General features: G+C 60.2%; 17 protein-coding genes and 1 other RNA gene. 16 read left to right on the top strand and 2 right to left on the bottom strand.

Going from position 1 to position 15,857, the window contains the following annotated elements:
* The first annotated feature begins 24 nt into the window (after positions 1–24).
* The 15 genes from OHL14_RS18980 to OHL14_RS18910 all read left to right on the top strand — a co-directional run bounded on the left by OHL14_RS18980 (position 25) and on the right by OHL14_RS18910 (position 13,023).
* The gene (locus OHL14_RS18980) at positions 25–219 is read left to right on the top strand and encodes a type II toxin-antitoxin system HicA family toxin (protein ID WP_263380946.1); all 195 of its coding nucleotides are present in this window, start codon (positions 25–27) and stop codon (positions 217–219) included.
* On the top strand, positions 216–458 hold the full coding sequence (locus OHL14_RS18975) for a type II toxin-antitoxin system HicB family antitoxin (protein ID WP_263380945.1): 243 nt from the start codon (positions 216–218) through the stop codon (positions 456–458). Before OHL14_RS18980 ends, OHL14_RS18975 begins: the two co-directional genes overlap by 4 nt.
* Before the next feature lie 9 nt (positions 459–467).
* Entirely contained in the window at positions 468–1,568 is a 1,101-nt protein-coding gene (pheS, locus tag OHL14_RS18970; protein WP_263380944.1) for a phenylalanine--tRNA ligase subunit alpha, read from the top strand.
* A 68-nt stretch (positions 1,569–1,636) separates the two neighbouring features.
* On the top strand, positions 1,637–1,969 hold the full coding sequence (locus tag OHL14_RS18965) for a hypothetical protein (RefSeq protein WP_263380943.1): 333 nt from the start codon (positions 1,637–1,639) through the stop codon (positions 1,967–1,969).
* 34 nt (positions 1,970–2,003) lie between these two features.
* Positions 2,004–3,593: a M28 family peptidase gene (locus OHL14_RS18960; protein WP_263380942.1), complete on the top strand. Its 1,590-nt coding sequence runs from the start codon at positions 2,004–2,006 to the stop codon at positions 3,591–3,593.
* Between the two features lie 74 nt (positions 3,594–3,667).
* On the top strand, positions 3,668–4,885 hold the full coding sequence (locus tag OHL14_RS18955; RefSeq protein WP_263380941.1) for an ATP-binding protein: 1,218 nt from the start codon (positions 3,668–3,670) through the stop codon (positions 4,883–4,885).
* Between the two features lie 17 nt (positions 4,886–4,902).
* Positions 4,903–6,975: a phenylalanine--tRNA ligase subunit beta gene (gene pheT / locus OHL14_RS18950; protein WP_263380940.1), complete on the top strand. Its 2,073-nt coding sequence runs from the start codon at positions 4,903–4,905 to the stop codon at positions 6,973–6,975.
* 191 nt (positions 6,976–7,166) lie between these two features.
* Positions 7,167–7,520, top strand: coding sequence for a hypothetical protein (locus OHL14_RS18945; RefSeq protein WP_263380939.1), 354 nt, complete (start codon positions 7,167–7,169; stop codon positions 7,518–7,520).
* Positions 7,521–7,603: 83 nt separating this feature from the next.
* The gene (locus OHL14_RS18940) at positions 7,604–8,014 is read left to right on the top strand and encodes a cell division protein ZapA (protein WP_263380938.1); all 411 of its coding nucleotides are present in this window, start codon (positions 7,604–7,606) and stop codon (positions 8,012–8,014) included.
* 132 nt (positions 8,015–8,146) lie between these two features.
* A non-coding RNA gene (gene ssrS, locus OHL14_RS18935) (6S RNA) lies at positions 8,147–8,335 on the top strand.
* 248 nt (positions 8,336–8,583) lie between these two features.
* Positions 8,584–9,387 carry a prolipoprotein diacylglyceryl transferase gene (locus OHL14_RS18930; protein ID WP_263380937.1) on the top strand — a complete coding sequence of 268 codons (804 nt, stop codon included), beginning with the start codon at positions 8,584–8,586 and terminating at the stop codon, positions 9,385–9,387.
* Complete coding sequence (locus OHL14_RS18925) at positions 9,388–10,815, top strand: RluA family pseudouridine synthase (protein ID WP_317890438.1); 1,428 nt, start codon at positions 9,388–9,390, stop codon at positions 10,813–10,815.
* Between the two features lie 84 nt (positions 10,816–10,899).
* Positions 10,900–11,112 (top strand): YgaP family membrane protein, encoded by a 213-nt coding sequence (locus OHL14_RS18920; RefSeq protein ID WP_263380936.1) that lies wholly within the window; start codon positions 10,900–10,902, stop codon positions 11,110–11,112.
* Positions 11,113–11,261: 149 nt separating this feature from the next.
* Positions 11,262–12,269, top strand: a complete 1,008-nt coding sequence (locus OHL14_RS18915; protein WP_263380935.1) for a VWA domain-containing protein — start codon at positions 11,262–11,264, stop codon at positions 12,267–12,269.
* Positions 12,270–12,378: 109 nt separating this feature from the next.
* A complete protein-coding gene (locus tag OHL14_RS18910) occupies positions 12,379–13,023 on the top strand; it encodes a hypothetical protein (protein WP_263380934.1) in 645 nt (214 codons plus the stop codon).
* A gap of 195 nt (positions 13,024–13,218) precedes the next feature.
* Here OHL14_RS18910 and OHL14_RS18905 read toward each other — a convergent pair whose 3' ends face one another.
* Positions 13,219–13,761: an ImmA/IrrE family metallo-endopeptidase gene (locus OHL14_RS18905; RefSeq protein ID WP_263380933.1), complete on the bottom strand. Its 543-nt coding sequence runs from the start codon at positions 13,759–13,761 to the stop codon at positions 13,219–13,221.
* Positions 13,758–14,162: a helix-turn-helix domain-containing protein gene (locus tag OHL14_RS18900; protein ID WP_263380932.1), complete on the bottom strand. Its 405-nt coding sequence runs from the start codon at positions 14,160–14,162 to the stop codon at positions 13,758–13,760. The genes OHL14_RS18905 and OHL14_RS18900 overlap by 4 nt, the downstream gene beginning before the upstream one ends.
* 277 nt (positions 14,163–14,439) lie before the next feature.
* Here OHL14_RS18900 and OHL14_RS18895 point away from each other — a divergent pair, with 277 nt between their 5' ends.
* Positions 14,440–14,802, top strand: a complete 363-nt coding sequence (locus OHL14_RS18895; RefSeq protein WP_263380931.1) for a DUF3892 domain-containing protein — start codon at positions 14,440–14,442, stop codon at positions 14,800–14,802.
* Positions 14,803–15,857: the final 1,055 nt, after the last annotated feature.

Here is a 15,857-nt window from a genome sequence, read left to right as displayed (position 1 = left end):
TGTAAGCAGGTTTACAATCAGGCAATGCCTCCTAAATTCAGGGATATCGTGCGGCGCCTTGAAGAGGACGGCTGGCTACTCAAGACCCAGAAGGGCAGCCATCGTCAGTACGTGCATGCGACGAAGCCAGGTAAGGTAACTCTTGCCGGACATCCTTCAAAAGACGCCGATGATGGCACGTATAAGAGTATTCTTAGACAAGCGGGGTTGAAGCCATGAGAGAGTACGCCGTCGTATTCGGCCAAACGAGCACGGGTTGGAGTGCCTACGTGCCGGATCTTCCAGGTCTGGCCGCTGCTGGGTCAACCTACGAAGAAACGGAACAACTCATGCGCGAGGCCATGGAACTTCACCTGACCAGCATGAAAGAGGATGGTGACCCCATCCCCGAACCCACCACCCGTATCGGCGTGGTCGGATTTGAAATCTCTGAACGGCAATTCGCCAAGTCAGCCTAAGGAAAGCCGTTGAACATTCCGCAACTTACAGATTTCTCTGAAGCATCTCTTGATGCAGCATTCGCAGAGGTTCGCGCGCTCGCTGAGACCGCTATCACCGCTGCCTCGTTCGACAAAGAGCAGTTTCGACTGGAATGGCTCGGTCGCAAGCAGGGCTATCTCGGCCAGATCAGCGATACATGGTTGAAGGCCGCGCCCGTCGAGGCGAAGAAGCTCATCGGTCAGCGCTTTAATGCGCTCAAGCAGACCATCGAAGAAAAACTTGCTGCTGAGACGCTGTTGGATTCAGGCATCGAAATCTCCGGCCTCGACATCACCCTCCCCGGCACCGCCCAACGCCTCGGCGTCGAGCACCCCCTCGTGAAGACCATGGCGGAGATCGTCTCGGTCTTCCAGCGCATGGGCTACTCCGTCGGGCTCGGTCCCGAGGTCGAAACCGACTTCTACAACTTCGAGGCGCTGAACTTCCCGCCCAACCACCCCGCCCGCGACACGCAGGACACCCTCGTCGTCGACGCTCAGGACGGCAAACCCCTGCGCGACCGGCTATTGATGCGCACGCACACGTCGCCCGTGCAGATCCGCTCCATGCTCGAGCAAGCCCCCCCGCTGCGCCTCGTCATCCCCGGCAAGGTGCACCGCAACGACGCAGCCGACGCTACGCATTCGCCGGTCTTCCACCAGGTCGAAGGCCTCTGCGTCGACACCAACATCACTTTCTCAGACCTCAAGGGCACGCTCGACCACGCCATGAAGGCCTTCTTCGGCTCGGCGGTCAAAACGCGCTTCTTCCCCAGCTTCTTCCCGTTTACCGAGCCCAGCGCCGATGTCCAGATCAGCTGCATCTTCTGCGGCGGCAAGGGCTGCCGCAAGTGCAAGCACTCCGGCTGGATCGAGTTGCTCGGCTGCGGCATGGTCGACCCGGCCGTCTTCGCTTCCGTCAACCAGCGCCGCATCGAACTCGGCCGCGAACCCGTTTACGACACAGCTAGGATCAGCGGCTTCGCCTTCGGCATGGGTGTCGATCGCATCGCCATGATGAAGTACGGCATCAGCGACATCGGCCTGCTCTACTCCGGCGACATGCGCTTCCTGGAACAGTTCGCCTGAGACCCTACACCCAACCCGAGCCAATCAAGACGGGCTACAACCGTGCCGCCCTCGGTCTGCTTTTCCTGTTGAGCGCCGCAGCCTTCGCTCTCTCGCTGCTGCTGCCTGAGAGCACAAAGCGCGAGCTGCATACGGCCGGCAGGTTCCATCTCACAGTCCACTTCGCGCTCTTCGTCTTGTTCGGCGCGCTCTGCACGGCAGCGTCCCCGGAGACGCGCAAACGCCTGCCCCTGCTGCTAGCCGCCGTGCTGCTCGGAGTCGCCATCGAACTGACCGAAGCCGTCCACTTCCAGATCAAGGTGGAGATATGGGACGTGCTGATGGACATCTGCGGCGTACTGGTCGGTGCCTTCATCGGATACCTGCTCCTCGGATACCTGCTGCTCGGCAGAAAACGCTAAGCCCTCCCCGCCGGGTTTGCTACCATCGCCACACATGCGAAACCTAGCCTGCGCCACGCTGCTTTTCAGCCTCGTTTCTTCGCTCACTGCTCCATCGCTTTACTCTCAGATCGCCCACCCCCGCGATAGCGAGATCCACAACGCCGACACCCTCGCCTGGTGGTACACCACCGAAGCTCTCTCCAACGACAGCACGGAAGGCCGCGACACCGGCACCGCCGCCTACCAGCGCGCCGCAGACTACGTCGCCGAACGCTTCAGGTCCGCAGGATTGAAGGCCGCCGGAGACAACGGCACCTACTTCCAGACCGTGCCTATGCACCAGATCGACATCGACGCAAAGTCGGCCTGGATTGATGTCAGCGAAGGCGAGAAAAGTACCCACAGCTTCAACCTGCGCTTCCTTCAAGACATTACGGTAGCCGTCACCGAAAATCTGCCGCGTGACACGGGCGGTGCTCTTGTCTTTCGCGGCTATTGCGGCAAAGACCAGATGAAGGAAGTGTCCGGCAAGTTCGTCGTCTGCTTCGGCACGCAGCGGGCCGGTCTGCCCAATGGTGGAGAGCGCGCAAACAACGTGCGTACCGCTGGTGGCGTCGGCATCCTCAACGTCGACGATCCTTACTTCACCATCGAGCCTCCACGCTGGCCGTTCGCTTACGCTCGCTCGGTTAGCCTCGTCACGGGCACCGCAAAAAAGCCTGCAGGCAAGCCGTTCCTGTCTCTCCGCATCAGCGCAGACGCCTTCACGCACCTTCTCCAGTACACGGGGCATGACGCTGCGGCGATCCTGAAGAACGGAGGTGCGAAGCAGTCGCTCGACAGCTTCAACTTCCCCGATGCGTTCAGGCTGGCCGTCCATCTGGAAACCACCGAAAAGGACATCTCCAGCCCCAACGTCCTAGCCGTCCTGCCCGGCACCGATCCCACCCTCGCACCCGAGTTCGTCGTCGCCTCCGCGCACCTCGACGGCTATGGCTTCGGCACGCCCGTCAACGGCGACAAGCTCTACAACGGCACGCTCGACGACGCGGCCTACGTCGCCCTGCTCATCCAGATGGCCGACGACCTCAAATCCGGCATGTTGGCCGCTCCCAAGCGCAGCATCCTCTTCAGCGCCTTCACCGGCGAAGAAAAAGGCCTTCTCGGCTCCAACTGGTTTGTCCAACACCCCACTATTCCGCTCAAGCAGCTCGCCGCCGATGTGAACCTCGACCAGCTCCGCCCGCTCTTTCCGCTCACCATCCTCACCGCCGAGGCCGTCAACGACACCACCCTCGGTGAAACCGCCCGCTCCGTGGCCAAGACGATGCACGTCGACGTCCGCACCGACGCTGAACCCGAGCGCGGTCTGCTCCGCCGCGCCGACCAGTATCCCTTCCTCGCCGCCCACGTCCCCGCCATCAGCTTCATCTTCGGCTACGACCCCAACACCGACGCCGAACGCCGCTATCGCGAGTGGTACCAGGTCCGCTACCACCGCCCTCAGGACGACCTCACCCAGCCCATGAACTTCGAAGCCGCCCTCAGCTTCAACGTCTTCTTCTACCGCCTAGTCGAAGCCATCGCCAACGACCCCAAACGCCCCGCCATCCTGCCCGGCAGCCAGTTTGAAGCGAGATGAGCAAGAAGTTATAGGGACTTTATATGTTTTACGAAATTTCCTTAATTTCCCTAAACTTCCTATAGACTCTCTCTATGGACCCTGTCCACAACCCATATGCTCCGGGAGCTGGCTATCCGCCGCCCGAACTAGCTGGCCGCGACAAGCTGCGAGAAGAAGCACGCATATCGCTTGCTCGACTCCGAGCAAAACGAGCAGCCAAGAGTCTCATTCTGGTAGGTTTACGTGGTGTTGGGAAGACCGTCCTTCTGGATCAGTTGCGCGCGGATGCAGAGGCTGAGGGCATCTGTACCGTTCGATCGGAAACCCCGGAGAATCGTTCTCTTCCTGCCCTGCTGGCCCCCCAACTCCGACTTGCTCTCCTCCATCTGAATCGCACCGAAGCTGCTCGCGAGGCCGTCCTCAAAGGATTGAGAGCCCTGGCTGGCTTCGCCCGCGCCCTGAAGATCAAATATGGGGATCTCGAAGTAGGGCTGGACGCTGAACCTGAAGCTGGTCTAGCCGATAACGGCGATCTCGAGATCGACCTCACCACCCTGCTTGAACAGACAGGTCGCGCCGCCCAAAGCGCCGGAACCGCGGTGGTCCTCTTCATCGATGAACTGCAATACGTGAAGCAGGAGCAGTTTGCCGCATTGATCGCCGCGCTGCATCGCTGTGCGCAGGCAAAACTTCCCGTGACCATCATCGGCGCAGGCTTGCCGCAACTGCGCGCACTCGCAGGCGAGGCCAAATCCTACGCGGAGCGCCTCTTCGACTTCGCCACCATCGGCCCTCTCAGCATCACTCCCGGTCCTAACGGAGAGATGCCCGACGCCGAACGCGCACTGCGCAAGCCCGCCGAGGATGCAGGAGTGCAGATCACCGCCGAAGCCGTCGCCGAAATCCTCCGCCAGACCCGAGGCTACCCCTACTTCCTGCAGGAGTGGGGCAAGTCCTCCTGGGATGTCGCAAAGACCTCGCCCATCACTGAAGCCGACGTTCGCCAGGCCTCCATCGAGGCTGTCGCCGCGCTCGATGAAAGCTTCTTCCGGGTACGCTTCGACCGCCTGACGCCCAAGGAAAAACGCTATCTCCGCGCCATGTCCGAGCTCGGCGAAGGTCCGCACCGTTCGGGCGACATCGCCGCCGTTCTCGGCAAAGCGGCCAACTCCTTCGGCACCATCCGGCAGGAACTAATCGACAAGGGCATGATCTGGAGCCCGCAACATGGCGAAACGGCCTTTACCGTTCCGCTGTTCGACCAATTTATGAAGCGCATCCTGCCTGGCGAAGGCTGGCGCAACGATTAAGCTAGTAGAGAGAACTTATGGATATCCTTACCCCCTGGCTGCGCTCGTACCTGCCCGCGCTCTCCGTCACCGACGAACAACTCGCTGAAGACCTTACCCTGCGCGGCATCGCCGTTGAAGGCACCTTTGCCATTGCCAACGGCACACGCTACGAGATGGACATCACCACCAACCGCGTGGACGCGATGAACCACTACGGCGTCGCCCGCGAGGCAGCCGCCATCTACAACGTGCCGCTCGCTCCACTGCCCGCCACAGCACCCCTCGCCGCAGACAAGCCCGGCGACAGCTTCCCCGTCACCATTGAGGCGCGGGACCTCTGCGGCCGCTTCACCGCCCGTATCGTCCGTGGTGTCAACGTCAAACCCGCCAGCGGACTCATCGCCGAATACTTTGCAGCTCTGGGCCAGAAGCCGATCTCCGGCCCCGTCGACGTCACCAACTTCGGCTGGCTCAGCATGGGTCAGCCCACCCACGTCTTCGACCTCGACACCCTCGAAGGCGGCATCATTGTCCGCCGCGCCAAGCCGGGCGAAAAGCTCCGCCTCCTCGATGGTACCGAGAAGACCCTCGTCGCCGAAGACCTCGTCGTCGCCGACGAAAAGAAAGCGCTCGGTCTTGCGGGCGTCATGGGCGGCTGGGATTCGCGCGTCACCGAAACCACCAAAAACATCCTCGTCGAGGCTGCCTGGTTCGATCCCGCAGCCATTCGCGCCAGCTCTCGCCGCCACGGCCTGCACACCGATGCCAGCCACCGCTTCGAGCGCGGTGCGGACTTCGCAGCCGCTCCCCTCGCCAACAACCTTGTCACCCGCCTCGTCGTCGAGCAGGCTGGCGGCGAAGTCATCGGTGAGATGACCGACATCATCATCCCGGCACTTGCCGCGAAGACCGCTGACCGCCCCACCATCGCGCTGCGCGTCAGCGAGGTGCAGCGCCACCTCGGCACCACCGCTGACGGCCTCGGCATCAGCGAAAGCATCGTCGCACAATACCTCACCGCACTCGGCTGTACCCTGACGCAAACCGCCGCTGGCGAATACGCTGTCAAGCTGCCCAGCTGGCGTCTCGACCTCGAACGCGAGATCGACCTCATCGAAGAGATCGCCCGCGTCTACGGCTATAACAAGTTCGCGAACACATTGCCGACCTTCATCGGCACCGTCATCGAACTCCCGCACGCCGAGCAGGAACACACGATCCGCACTACCCTGCGTGGCCTCGGTTTCTCCGAAGCCATCTCCAGCACCTTCTGCTCCGCCGAAGAAGCCACTCTCTTCACCACGGCGTCTGCCGTCGCCATCGGCAACCCGCTCTCCGCCGAAGCTGGCATGCTGCGCCCCGCGCTGACACCCGGTATGGCAACGATGATCGCCAACAACCTGCACCGCGACGTCTCCACCGTCCGCCTCTTCGAGATGGGCACGGTATTCAACGGCTCCACGGCAGAGGTCATCGAGCACACCGGCCTATCGCTCGGCCTCACGGGCTCCGCCATCGCCAACTCGCTCTATAGAGCCGAGGATGCACTCTTCTACGAGCTGAAAGGCGCACTTGAAGCCCTGCTTGCGAAGTTCACCGGCGCTGTCACCTTCGACACCAACGAGCTGCCCGCATGGATCGCCCTCGGTCGCGGCGCACGCGTTCTGTTCAACGGCCAGCCAATCGCGGTCTTCGGCGAGCTCTCCGCCACCGAGCAGCAGCGCCGCAAGCTGCGCCAGACCGTCGCTCTCGCTGAGGTCAACGCTGCCGTACTCCTGGCCGCCCCGCTGCGCCAGCCCGTCTCGCGCGAGATCTCGCGTTTCCAGGCCGTCGAGCGCGACTTCTCCTTCCTCTTCCCGGACACCGTTCGCTGGGCCGATATCGACAGCAGTCTGCGCGCGCTGAAGATACCGGAATTACAGTCCATCGGTCCGGTCGAGATCTTCCGCGATCCAAAAGGCAAAGCCGTCGCCGCAGGCACTTACTCGCTACTCGTCCGTGTTGTCTTCCAATCCACCGAGCGCACGCTCGCCGACGAAGACCTCACCGGCAACTCCTCCCGCATCATTGCAGCACTCACGGCGCTCGGCGGCGTACAGCGCGCCTAAGGCTCGCGTCAACGTCTTCCGCCAAGGGGAACCCACATGGGTTCCCCTTTAGCACTCTCCCCACAGACTTATCCGCCGAACCGCTCGGTATACTTCGCATGAATGTGCGATCTCAAATCGAGATTCGCAATGTCCATTTCAGCAGCGCACTGCATCGCTTTGCCTTGCACCAACTTTCCAGGAGACGGCCGATGTCAGCAGCTACCGTGAGCGTAGATGAGTTCCAGGCGCTAGAACAAAAGGTCCTACAGACCGTCGAGCTCATCAAGATGGAGCGTGCCTCCCGCGCTGCGTTCGAGGCCGAAGCCGTGGCCGCGCGCGCCGAAGTCGCTGCCGCTCAAGCCCGCATCACCGAGGCGCAAACCAAGGTCGACGAACTTGTCTCTCAACTCGCCGACAAGGACTTCCAGATCAACGGCCTGCAACAGCAGATCGCCAGTCTCGGCAGCACCAGTCAGCAGGAACTTGAAGCTCTGCACCGCGAACGCGAAGCCACCCGCAGCCGCGTCGAGAAGATGCTCGCCAACCTCGACGAACTTCTCTAGTCAACACGGAACACGCACCGGGAGCGTCCAAAGCCAGAGAGCGCAAAGTCGCCGAAGAGCTAACACCCGAGCAGGAGCAGCACTTGTCACAACAGGAAAATACCGGCACCCCCCAGACCAAGCAGCTGACAGCCGCTGAACGCTCGCGCGCCGAACTCGCCGCCAGCAACTCCGGCGCCGTCGTCGTCGAAATCTACGATCAGGTCTACCAACTCAGTGGCACCGACTCCGCCTACATCGAGCGTCTCGCTTCACTCGTCGACTCCCGCATGCGCGCTATCTCGGCCCACGGCGCCACCGTGGACTCGCTCCGCGTCGCCGTGCTCGCCGCGCTCAACATCGCCGACGAGATGCTCTCCACGCAGGCCCGCCACGACCAGCTCGCCGCCACCATGAACCACGCCACCTCCACGGTTGATGCCTCCGTGCAGGCCCGCACCGGCTCGCTGATGAACATGCTCGATGACCTGCTGCAGGATCGCAAGGTCGGCTGAGAGCTCAGGTTCCGACGAATCCAGGATATTGTCATCCTGAGCGCAGCGAAGGACCTGCTTTTTTGCCGACGCCAACATACACCCCGTGTCAAGTTGCGCTCCAAAGCCCTTCGCGATAGCATCCAAGCAAAGACCGGCCTGCAAAGCAGGTGGGATGAACTACGCAGGTTGAACCAATATTCTTTGAACAGGGTCCTGGCTCGTATAAATGGCTCGGTGTGCTATGTCCGCCAGTCCGGAAAGCCTAAAGAGCCACGGCTAGGGCCCACCGCTTATATGCGGGTTCACCTGCGCCTCATGTCACGGCCCCGTGGGTCGGTCTTTTTATATCTTTGCCACGCTTCATCCCATCTCACGCTTTCAGACATTGTCGTCCTGACCCCTGAGCAAAGCCGAAGGGGAAGGCGCGAGCTCGCTTCTACTCTTAGCTCATTCACTCTTAGCTCTAAGCTGAACAGTAACCCCCTCATCTTCACCAACACCTTTCTCGGAAGGCCATTCTTCTAGCAGTAGCGCAGTTTGGACCTTCGCCCATAGCAATACTCCGCACAGCGTATCCTGAAGGTTGAATGTTTTCGCTGCTCACCTTCGCGCTGGTTCCCGGCATCGTCCGCATCGGACACCTCCGGTTCTCCGTCTTCGGCCTCATCGCCGCCGTCGGTCTGATCGCCGCCATCGCGATGAGTCAGCGCACCGCAAAGCTCTCAGGCATTCCGGCCCAGCATCTTTGGGACGCAGGCATCTTCACCGTCGTCGCCGCCCTGGTGATCTCCCGCCTGCTGCTCGTCGCGGAAGACCCGCAAGCCTTCCTGCGCTACCCTTTGATCGTCCTAAGCCTACCCTCGCTCACCTACGCGGGCATCGGCCTCACGCTCGCGGCCACGCTGATCTACCTCCGCCTCAAGCACCTGCCGATGCTGGCAACGCTCGATGCCTGGACACCCTGCGCTGCCCTTCTCGCCGCAGCTCTTTCGCTGGCTCACTTCATCGAAGGCACCGACGCTGGCATGCCCAGCTCGCTGCCCTGGGGCGTCCTTACCCCCGGCGACACCATACTCGGCCGCGTCCATCCCGTGCAGATTTACCTGCTGCTCGCCGCAATCTACCTCTTCTTCGACACGCTGCGACTGCTGCGCCGCCCACACCTCGCAGGCGTCGTCGCCGCCCACGGTCTCTACCTTGGCGGCGCGCTCTTCTTCCTGCTCGACATGCTCGCACAGCCAGCCGACGTGCACAGCGCCAACATTCTCGATCCCGGCCAATACATCGCGATTGCCTGCGTGGCAGTCGGCCTGTTCCTTCGCAGCCGCTGGTTCATCGCCGACCAATCCGAGCCTCCACTACGGCCACACCCCCTTCAGGAGTCCTTCTAAATGCCATCCAAAAACATGCTGCCCAAGGGTAAGCGCCGCCAGTCCGTCAAGGGCGACTACCGCGAACTGCGCACACAGATTCTGGATCAGGCGAAGGCCCGCGCGGAAGCTGGCGATCTCGGCGAAGAAACTGAAGCCACCTACGACACTGCCGATCTCATGCGCGTTCAGGTCTTCGAATCGAAGTCTCCCTTCGCACACGTCCCCGGCCTCGTCACCAGTGGCCCCAATGGCGGCAAGCACCCGCAAGAGGAGCACACACTCGCCAAGCCACGCTACGATCGGCCGAAGCTCGCCGCCGCTCCCGCTCCTGAGATTCACACGCTCGAAGATCTGCAAGCCGAAAACGGTGTGCGCAAGCTGACAGCGGAGCCCGCAGCTGCAGGCATGCGCATCGACGCTTACCTCGCCAAGGTCATGCCCGATATCAGTCGCGCCCGCGTCGTTCTTCTCATCGACGAAGGCCAGGTCACCATCGACGGCAAGGCCGTCAAGGCCAGCCTCAAGCTCAAGGGGGGCGAGGCCATCGAGATCGAAGGCGAGCCGCGTCTCGCGCCGCTCAACGCCACACCCGAAGACATTCCTCTCGAGGTCATCTACGAAGACGACGACATGGCCGTCATCAACAAGCCCGCAGGCATGATGGTCCACGCAGGTTCAGGTTCAGCCGAACACAATAGTGGCACCCTCGTAAACGCCCTGCTCTATCGCTTCGGCGGCAACCTCAGCTCCGGCTCACAGCCTGTCGCCGAGGACGAAGAAGCCGAGCCGGACGCAGAGCTCGAAGACGAGCACGAAGCGATCGAAGCTGCACCCGCTCCTTCGCCAGCGCCAGGCCTGCGCCCCGGCATCGTCCACCGCTTGGATAAGCAGACCAGCGGCCTCATCGTCGTCGCCAAGAACGACAGCATGCACCGCAAGCTCAGCGAGATGTTCGCCAGCCGCAACCTTCGCAAGGTCTACCTCGCGCTCGTCCACGGTGATATTGCCGAAGACGAAGGCACAGTGCAGCTGCCCATCTCCCGCGACCTCGTGCGCCGCATCCGCATGACCACCAAGCGCTCCGGCGGCCGCTCCGCTGTCTCGCACTGGCGCGTCCTCGACCGCCTCGATACCGCCTACGGCAAGTTCACCCTCGTCGAAGTCCACATCGAAACCGGCCGCACCCACCAGATCCGCGTCCACATGCAGTCCATCGGTCACCCCGTCGTCGGCGACTTCCTCTACGGCGCGCCGCATCGCATCCCGCTCGCCGTAAAACCCGGCAAGAAGAGCTCGGACGAATCCCGCACCCTCGAACTGGAGCGCAACTTCCTCCACGCAGCCGAGCTCGATCTCACCCACCCACGAACCGGCGAAGAACTCGAACTCCGCTCCGACCTCCCCGACGAACTCACCTCGTTCCTCGACCAGCTTCGCCGGCCATAATTTTCACGCACGTTGTGACGGCAATCACGGCAGCCCCTTGGCCGCTCGTCGCAGAATTCCTCTAGATACAACGGAGGTGCGACGATGAGACGTAATCTCAGCGAAGCAGATCAGGTTATCCGGGTGATGGCCGCCAGTGCGTTTGTCTTGCTTGCCTTTGGCATGCACGGGCTCGCCTGGTGGTTGCTGCTGATACCCGCATGGGCGCTCTACCATACCGCCGCGCGACGCTTCTGCCCGGTCTACGCCAGACTCGGCATCAGCACGCAACGGTCGCGGCATCGCTCCAAAGCCTGACCTCCAGCTCTTGTGTCCCTGCTGTCTTTCTGCCTTAAACTCCCTTGCATTCCCTCGCCGTCCGACAGGCTTTTAGCGCTGTCGGGCGGCGGGTACACAATCCCACACTGCCCCCGCCAGGGATGCCCACAAGTTGATACGATAAGTCCATGAATCTCGGCACCACGGCGCGATGGGCAACCCTCGCTTTTCTCAGCACCATCTCCGCTTCCTTGGCCATCGCCCAGGCTCCCTCGCAACCGGCTCAGGATCAGCCAGCCCAACAGGCGCCCGCTCTGCAGCCTCCGACGAACCAGACCGGCCAGGCCGAACCCAGCGTTCCCGGCCTCACCGTCTACTCTCGCGAAGTCGATCTCATCTTCACCGTCACCGACAAGCGCGGCGGCTTCGTCACCGGCCTGCAGCAGCAGAACTTCGGCCTGCTCGATGACGGTCGCCCGCCTGAGCGCGTCGTGCAGTTCAAGCAGCAGACCAACCTGCCGCTCCGCGTCGGCATCATGCTCGACACCTCCAGCTCCATTCGCCAGCGCTTCCAATTCGAGCAGCAGGCCGCCACCGACTTCCTCCTGCAAGTCCTGCACCCCGCCGACCGCGCCTTCGTCGAAGGCTTCGACGTGCAGACCGACATCACCCAGGACTTCACCAACCGTATCGACCTCCTCGACGGCGGCATCCGCAAGCTCCGCCCCGGCGGCGGCACCGCGATGTTCAACTCCCTCTACAAAACCTGCCGCGATCAGATGCTCACCCTGCGCCAGGACATCAACGTCCGCAAGGCCATCGTCCTCGTCTCCGATGGCGACGACGACTACAGCACCGCCACCGTCTCGGACGCCATCAAGATGTGCCAACGCGCCGAGACCATCGTTTACACCATCAGCACCAACACCGGCCCCAGCAAGGACAAAGGCGACGACGTCCTCCTCCAGATCGCCAGCGCCACCGGCGGCCAGGCCTTCTTCCCCACCCGCATGGAGGACGTCGCCATCGGCTTCCACAACATCGAAGTCGAACTCCGCAGCCAATATTCGCTCGTCTACATCCCCGCCAATTTCAAGCAGGATGGCAGCTTCCGCACCATCTACCTGCAATCCCAGGATCCCCGCTATAGCGTCCGCGCCAAGAAAGGCTACTTCGCCCCTAAGCCCCCCGAATAGCGCATCTGCCTGAAAAGGTGCTACCTCCCATCCCTCGGGGCAGACTTCATGTCTGCCCCGCAACTTTTGCCCCCAGATCCCTGTCATACCTGTTAGCGAGGAACCACCGATGAACCTGTCCGCCTGCCGTTCTGCCCTGGCCACGACCACCCTGGCCCTGTCCGCCCTCAGCGCAACAGGCGCACACGCCCAGCAATACGCCCCACCGCCGCCCGGCCCCGTGAACTCGCAGGTCCAATCTGCTCCGGCTCCCATCGAGCGCCTCAGCGCCCAGCCCCAGGGCGTCGCCGATATCCTCCTGTCCCTTGCCTCCACCCCCGCCACCCGCTCCGCCTTCACCTTCGACCGCGACATGCTCCAATCCATGGACGGCGTCATCGGCGGCGGCACCGGAGCCCTCAACAGCGTCACCGTAGAGAACTACAGCTACCACGAGCCCGCCTTCTACATCCCTGAAAACATGGCGGCCCTTAGCGCAGCCTACAACGCCGCCGGCTGGAAGCACCTCGTCGACCCGCGCCCCAGCCCCCGCGACGGCGCCGCCCCGTCACGCCCCCTCACCGACCTCTGGCTGCACTTCGCCAACACCGAAATCGACCACGTCACCGTCATCATCCGCGCTCCCCGCCGCATGAGCGTCATCGAAGTCTCCGGCGTCCTCCGCCCCCTCGACCTCGTCCACCTCAGCGGCCGCTTCGGCATCCCCAAAGTAGACCCCGGCGCCGTCATGGAACCCGCCACCCCCGGCAGGTAAGCCACACCTCACAGCAACAAAAAGGCCTCAGCCGTAAACGAGGCTTAAGGCCATTTTTCGCGCGCAACGGTACTGCTGATTGAGCGTGCGGTTTCAGCCGTACGTATAGTCGCTTACTTCAAATCGGATATAAGTCTTCAGGCACTACACCTAGCCAAAAGAACAAGCGTTCTAATTCAGTTAGATCAAGAAGGCCTAATAGGGCGGTAAGTATCCGAGATTGATCAGTCTGAATGTCATGGCTGCGTTGCTGACTCGGTATTTGGACGCGAGGACAGATATTCGTTCATCTGTTAGCTTCACTTTTCTGCCGGGATCAATGAATAGAGAAACGTCCTTATCGATAAATGAACGTGGCATTAGTAAATTAGCGGCAAACATATTTGCCTCGATCTCGCGCACATCAGAAGCACGTGAAGAATTGGAATCTCTTCTAATGATAGAAAATTCCCAATCTACGTGGTCTTCATCGTCTGTATGCCCAAGCAAATAGTGGGCTAGTTCGTGCGCGATGGTGAATCTGATTCTGCTCGTCGATTGGCGTTCGTTGAAAGCAATTGCCGCCGCCCCACCGCCGTACCGGACAAGGGCACCAGATACGTCACCGGAGAAGTCCTGCCCAAGAACCGCCAAACCCTCTTCAGTTGCAATCTTTTGTACGTCAACTGGAGAGTTAGCAATAGCGTGCTTATCCAATAATTCTTTGACGCGAGTCTCAATCTCTCTTCTCGTTCTCATTGCTTAGCTCCTTGAGCGGCAATCTCACCGAGTTGTGCTTTGACCGATTGGATGAAGGCGGCCCCAGATGAAGACGCCTCAAAACCTCGAATGGCCCGATCATCAGGAATCAGTTCATCAACACTCGCGCTGATTGCATCAGCCAGTTGAAACACTTGGCTAAGTTGCACGCTAGCCCGCCCACTCTCAATGTTCGCAATCGATACTCTTGATCGATTCATACGCCGACCAAGTTCACTTTGCGAAATCTTACGCCCCCGCCGGGCGGCGGCGAGCCGTTGACCAAATAGACGGTTAATCGTTTGCGGCCTAGTCAAAGGTCCTACGGCATCCCACTTTTTCACATGTAAAGTGTAAAGAAATGTTGGATAAATTGTCAAGTGCCGCAATGCTTTCTGCAAAGCGATACTTTACATTACCTAAGTTGACACTTTGCACTTGACGATTAATTTACGAGGGGGGACTATTGAACCAGCGGTTCAGATTCATTGCGAGGTGTTTTGAAGGAGACAAAAGATGAAGCCGACTGCGGTGGCGACCACAGTCGGCTGGGGGCGCAACTTCTGCCCGCTACCCGATCTTGCCGGATAGGATCCCAGACCGATTATGTCCCACATAGTCAGTATCGGCAAGAACCATCTCGAATAGGCGGATTCCTACTATATTGGGAGTCCTTTTATGGCCCGCTTTCGCGTCACGTGCGTTGTCAAGCACGCAAAGTATGAGCGCATCAGTAGTCTCGGCTGCTACTCGCCAGACAATGTGTTTCGGTCCTTCACAGAAGACGAAGTGATTGATCGGATCGAGAACCACAATGACAGCTTTTATGTCGAACGTCCAACCGGGCACGTCATTGATCTCGAAGTTGTCACCGAGAAGAATGGCAACAAGTACGTCAAGACAATTCCCGACGGTGAGAGGCCCGACAATCTGCTCAGCCTCCCTTCCTGCACCGTTTCTTCCTCGGTGAAGACTGGTGTTCTTAGCTCGGTTGGTACTGTTGTTGCCGCAGCTAGCCATGGACCTTCGGTATGGTGGTAGCCACAATAAACGCCCTGTCGACGGTGGCACCGGAAAACCCGGTGCCACCAATCCCTCAGTACTCTCAATTCTTTGAGATTATTCTCCCTCCAAGCACCCAAGCGATTCGCGCTTACCGTGGTTACCTCCGTCCATTTTCGGATGACGCCACAGCTCGCCGCGTACTTCGTACGCTTGTTGCAGACTTACCTCTCCAAGTCTTTGAGGGACGATTGGACAGTGACGCGGCCGGTCTTGCAGAGCATCCGCTTGAACCCTTTTTAAAGGATATGGCGGAGCCATGTACTGTAGTCATACTTGAATTCGCTGGTAAGGAACACCCTCGCGCCTATCTCGTTGACCCACTACCTAATGGCAGGGCGTCAAACAACCATCACACTTGGTGGCAGAGAAAACTCTCGATCGACGGTAAGGCTACGCCCCAACTCTGCATCTATTCAGCGAACCAATTCTCCTATGACCCTTCGTCTGATCTATTACCGCAGTTTCTCGACCAAGTGTCGACTTATCTCGCAAAGCATTTGATCTTCCTTCGAACAAGGATGCTACACATGCGACGAGACGATGGCACTCTCAGAAAAGTGAATAGCCGCAAGCCGTGGCAGCCCGTCAATACTAACCAACTCAAGTATTCGAAGAAGTTGTATTTGTACGGGACATGGGTAGGCCCGGTAGCTCCGCATGGGCCTGCAGCGCATCTTCTCGCTGACGATCCGGATAGCGAATGTCACTGCAACAGTGGTGAACTATATCGCGATTGCCATATGCAGTCAGATCAGCTTTTGACTAAAAACAATACTGGAGGAACTCAATGAAGAACGATACGGCAGTGCTATGGGCTGTAGCTGTTTTCGCGATTCTTATGTGGATATTACTGAAAGATCGAGACGAGATATTTCTAACGTTTGCGTTACCAGCTATCGGGACTGTAGCAGCAGGTGGTAGAAATCGAGATTCGAACTCGTCTACGTTCGCAACACCTAAGTTCAAGACCGCTTACTCACTTAGTCGCAAAACCCTTGTCAAGCCCCCAACCCACCTAACCCCTACAATCC

This window comes from Granulicella paludicola (genome assembly GCF_025685545.1).
In the GTDB taxonomy this organism is placed as follows: Bacteria; Acidobacteriota; Terriglobia; order Terriglobales; family Acidobacteriaceae; genus Granulicella; species Granulicella paludicola.
This window is presented reverse-complemented; position numbering and strand designations above follow the sequence as displayed.

Coding starts and splice junctions, on each gene's coding strand:
- OHL14_RS18980 (WP_263380946.1), top strand. CDS start 25: ATGCCTCCTAAATTCAGGGATATCGTGCGGCGCCTTGAAGAGGACGGC.
- OHL14_RS18975 (WP_263380945.1), top strand. CDS start 216: ATGAGAGAGTACGCCGTCGTATTCGGCCAAACGAGCACGGGTTGGAGT.
- OHL14_RS18960 (WP_263380942.1), top strand. CDS start 2,004: ATGCGAAACCTAGCCTGCGCCACGCTGCTTTTCAGCCTCGTTTCTTCG.
- OHL14_RS18955 (WP_263380941.1), top strand. CDS start 3,668: ATGGACCCTGTCCACAACCCATATGCTCCGGGAGCTGGCTATCCGCCG.
- pheT (WP_263380940.1), top strand. CDS start 4,903: ATGGATATCCTTACCCCCTGGCTGCGCTCGTACCTGCCCGCGCTCTCC.
- OHL14_RS18945 (WP_263380939.1), top strand. CDS start 7,167: ATGTCAGCAGCTACCGTGAGCGTAGATGAGTTCCAGGCGCTAGAACAA.
- OHL14_RS18930 (WP_263380937.1), top strand. CDS start 8,584: ATGTTTTCGCTGCTCACCTTCGCGCTGGTTCCCGGCATCGTCCGCATC.
- OHL14_RS18925 (WP_317890438.1), top strand. CDS start 9,388: ATGCCATCCAAAAACATGCTGCCCAAGGGTAAGCGCCGCCAGTCCGTC.
- OHL14_RS18920 (WP_263380936.1), top strand. CDS start 10,900: ATGAGACGTAATCTCAGCGAAGCAGATCAGGTTATCCGGGTGATGGCC.
- OHL14_RS18915 (WP_263380935.1), top strand. CDS start 11,262: ATGAATCTCGGCACCACGGCGCGATGGGCAACCCTCGCTTTTCTCAGC.
- OHL14_RS18910 (WP_263380934.1), top strand. CDS start 12,379: ATGAACCTGTCCGCCTGCCGTTCTGCCCTGGCCACGACCACCCTGGCC.
- OHL14_RS18905 (WP_263380933.1), bottom strand. CDS start 13,761: ATGAGAACGAGAAGAGAGATTGAGACTCGCGTCAAAGAATTATTGGAT.
- OHL14_RS18895 (WP_263380931.1), top strand. CDS start 14,440: ATGGCCCGCTTTCGCGTCACGTGCGTTGTCAAGCACGCAAAGTATGAG.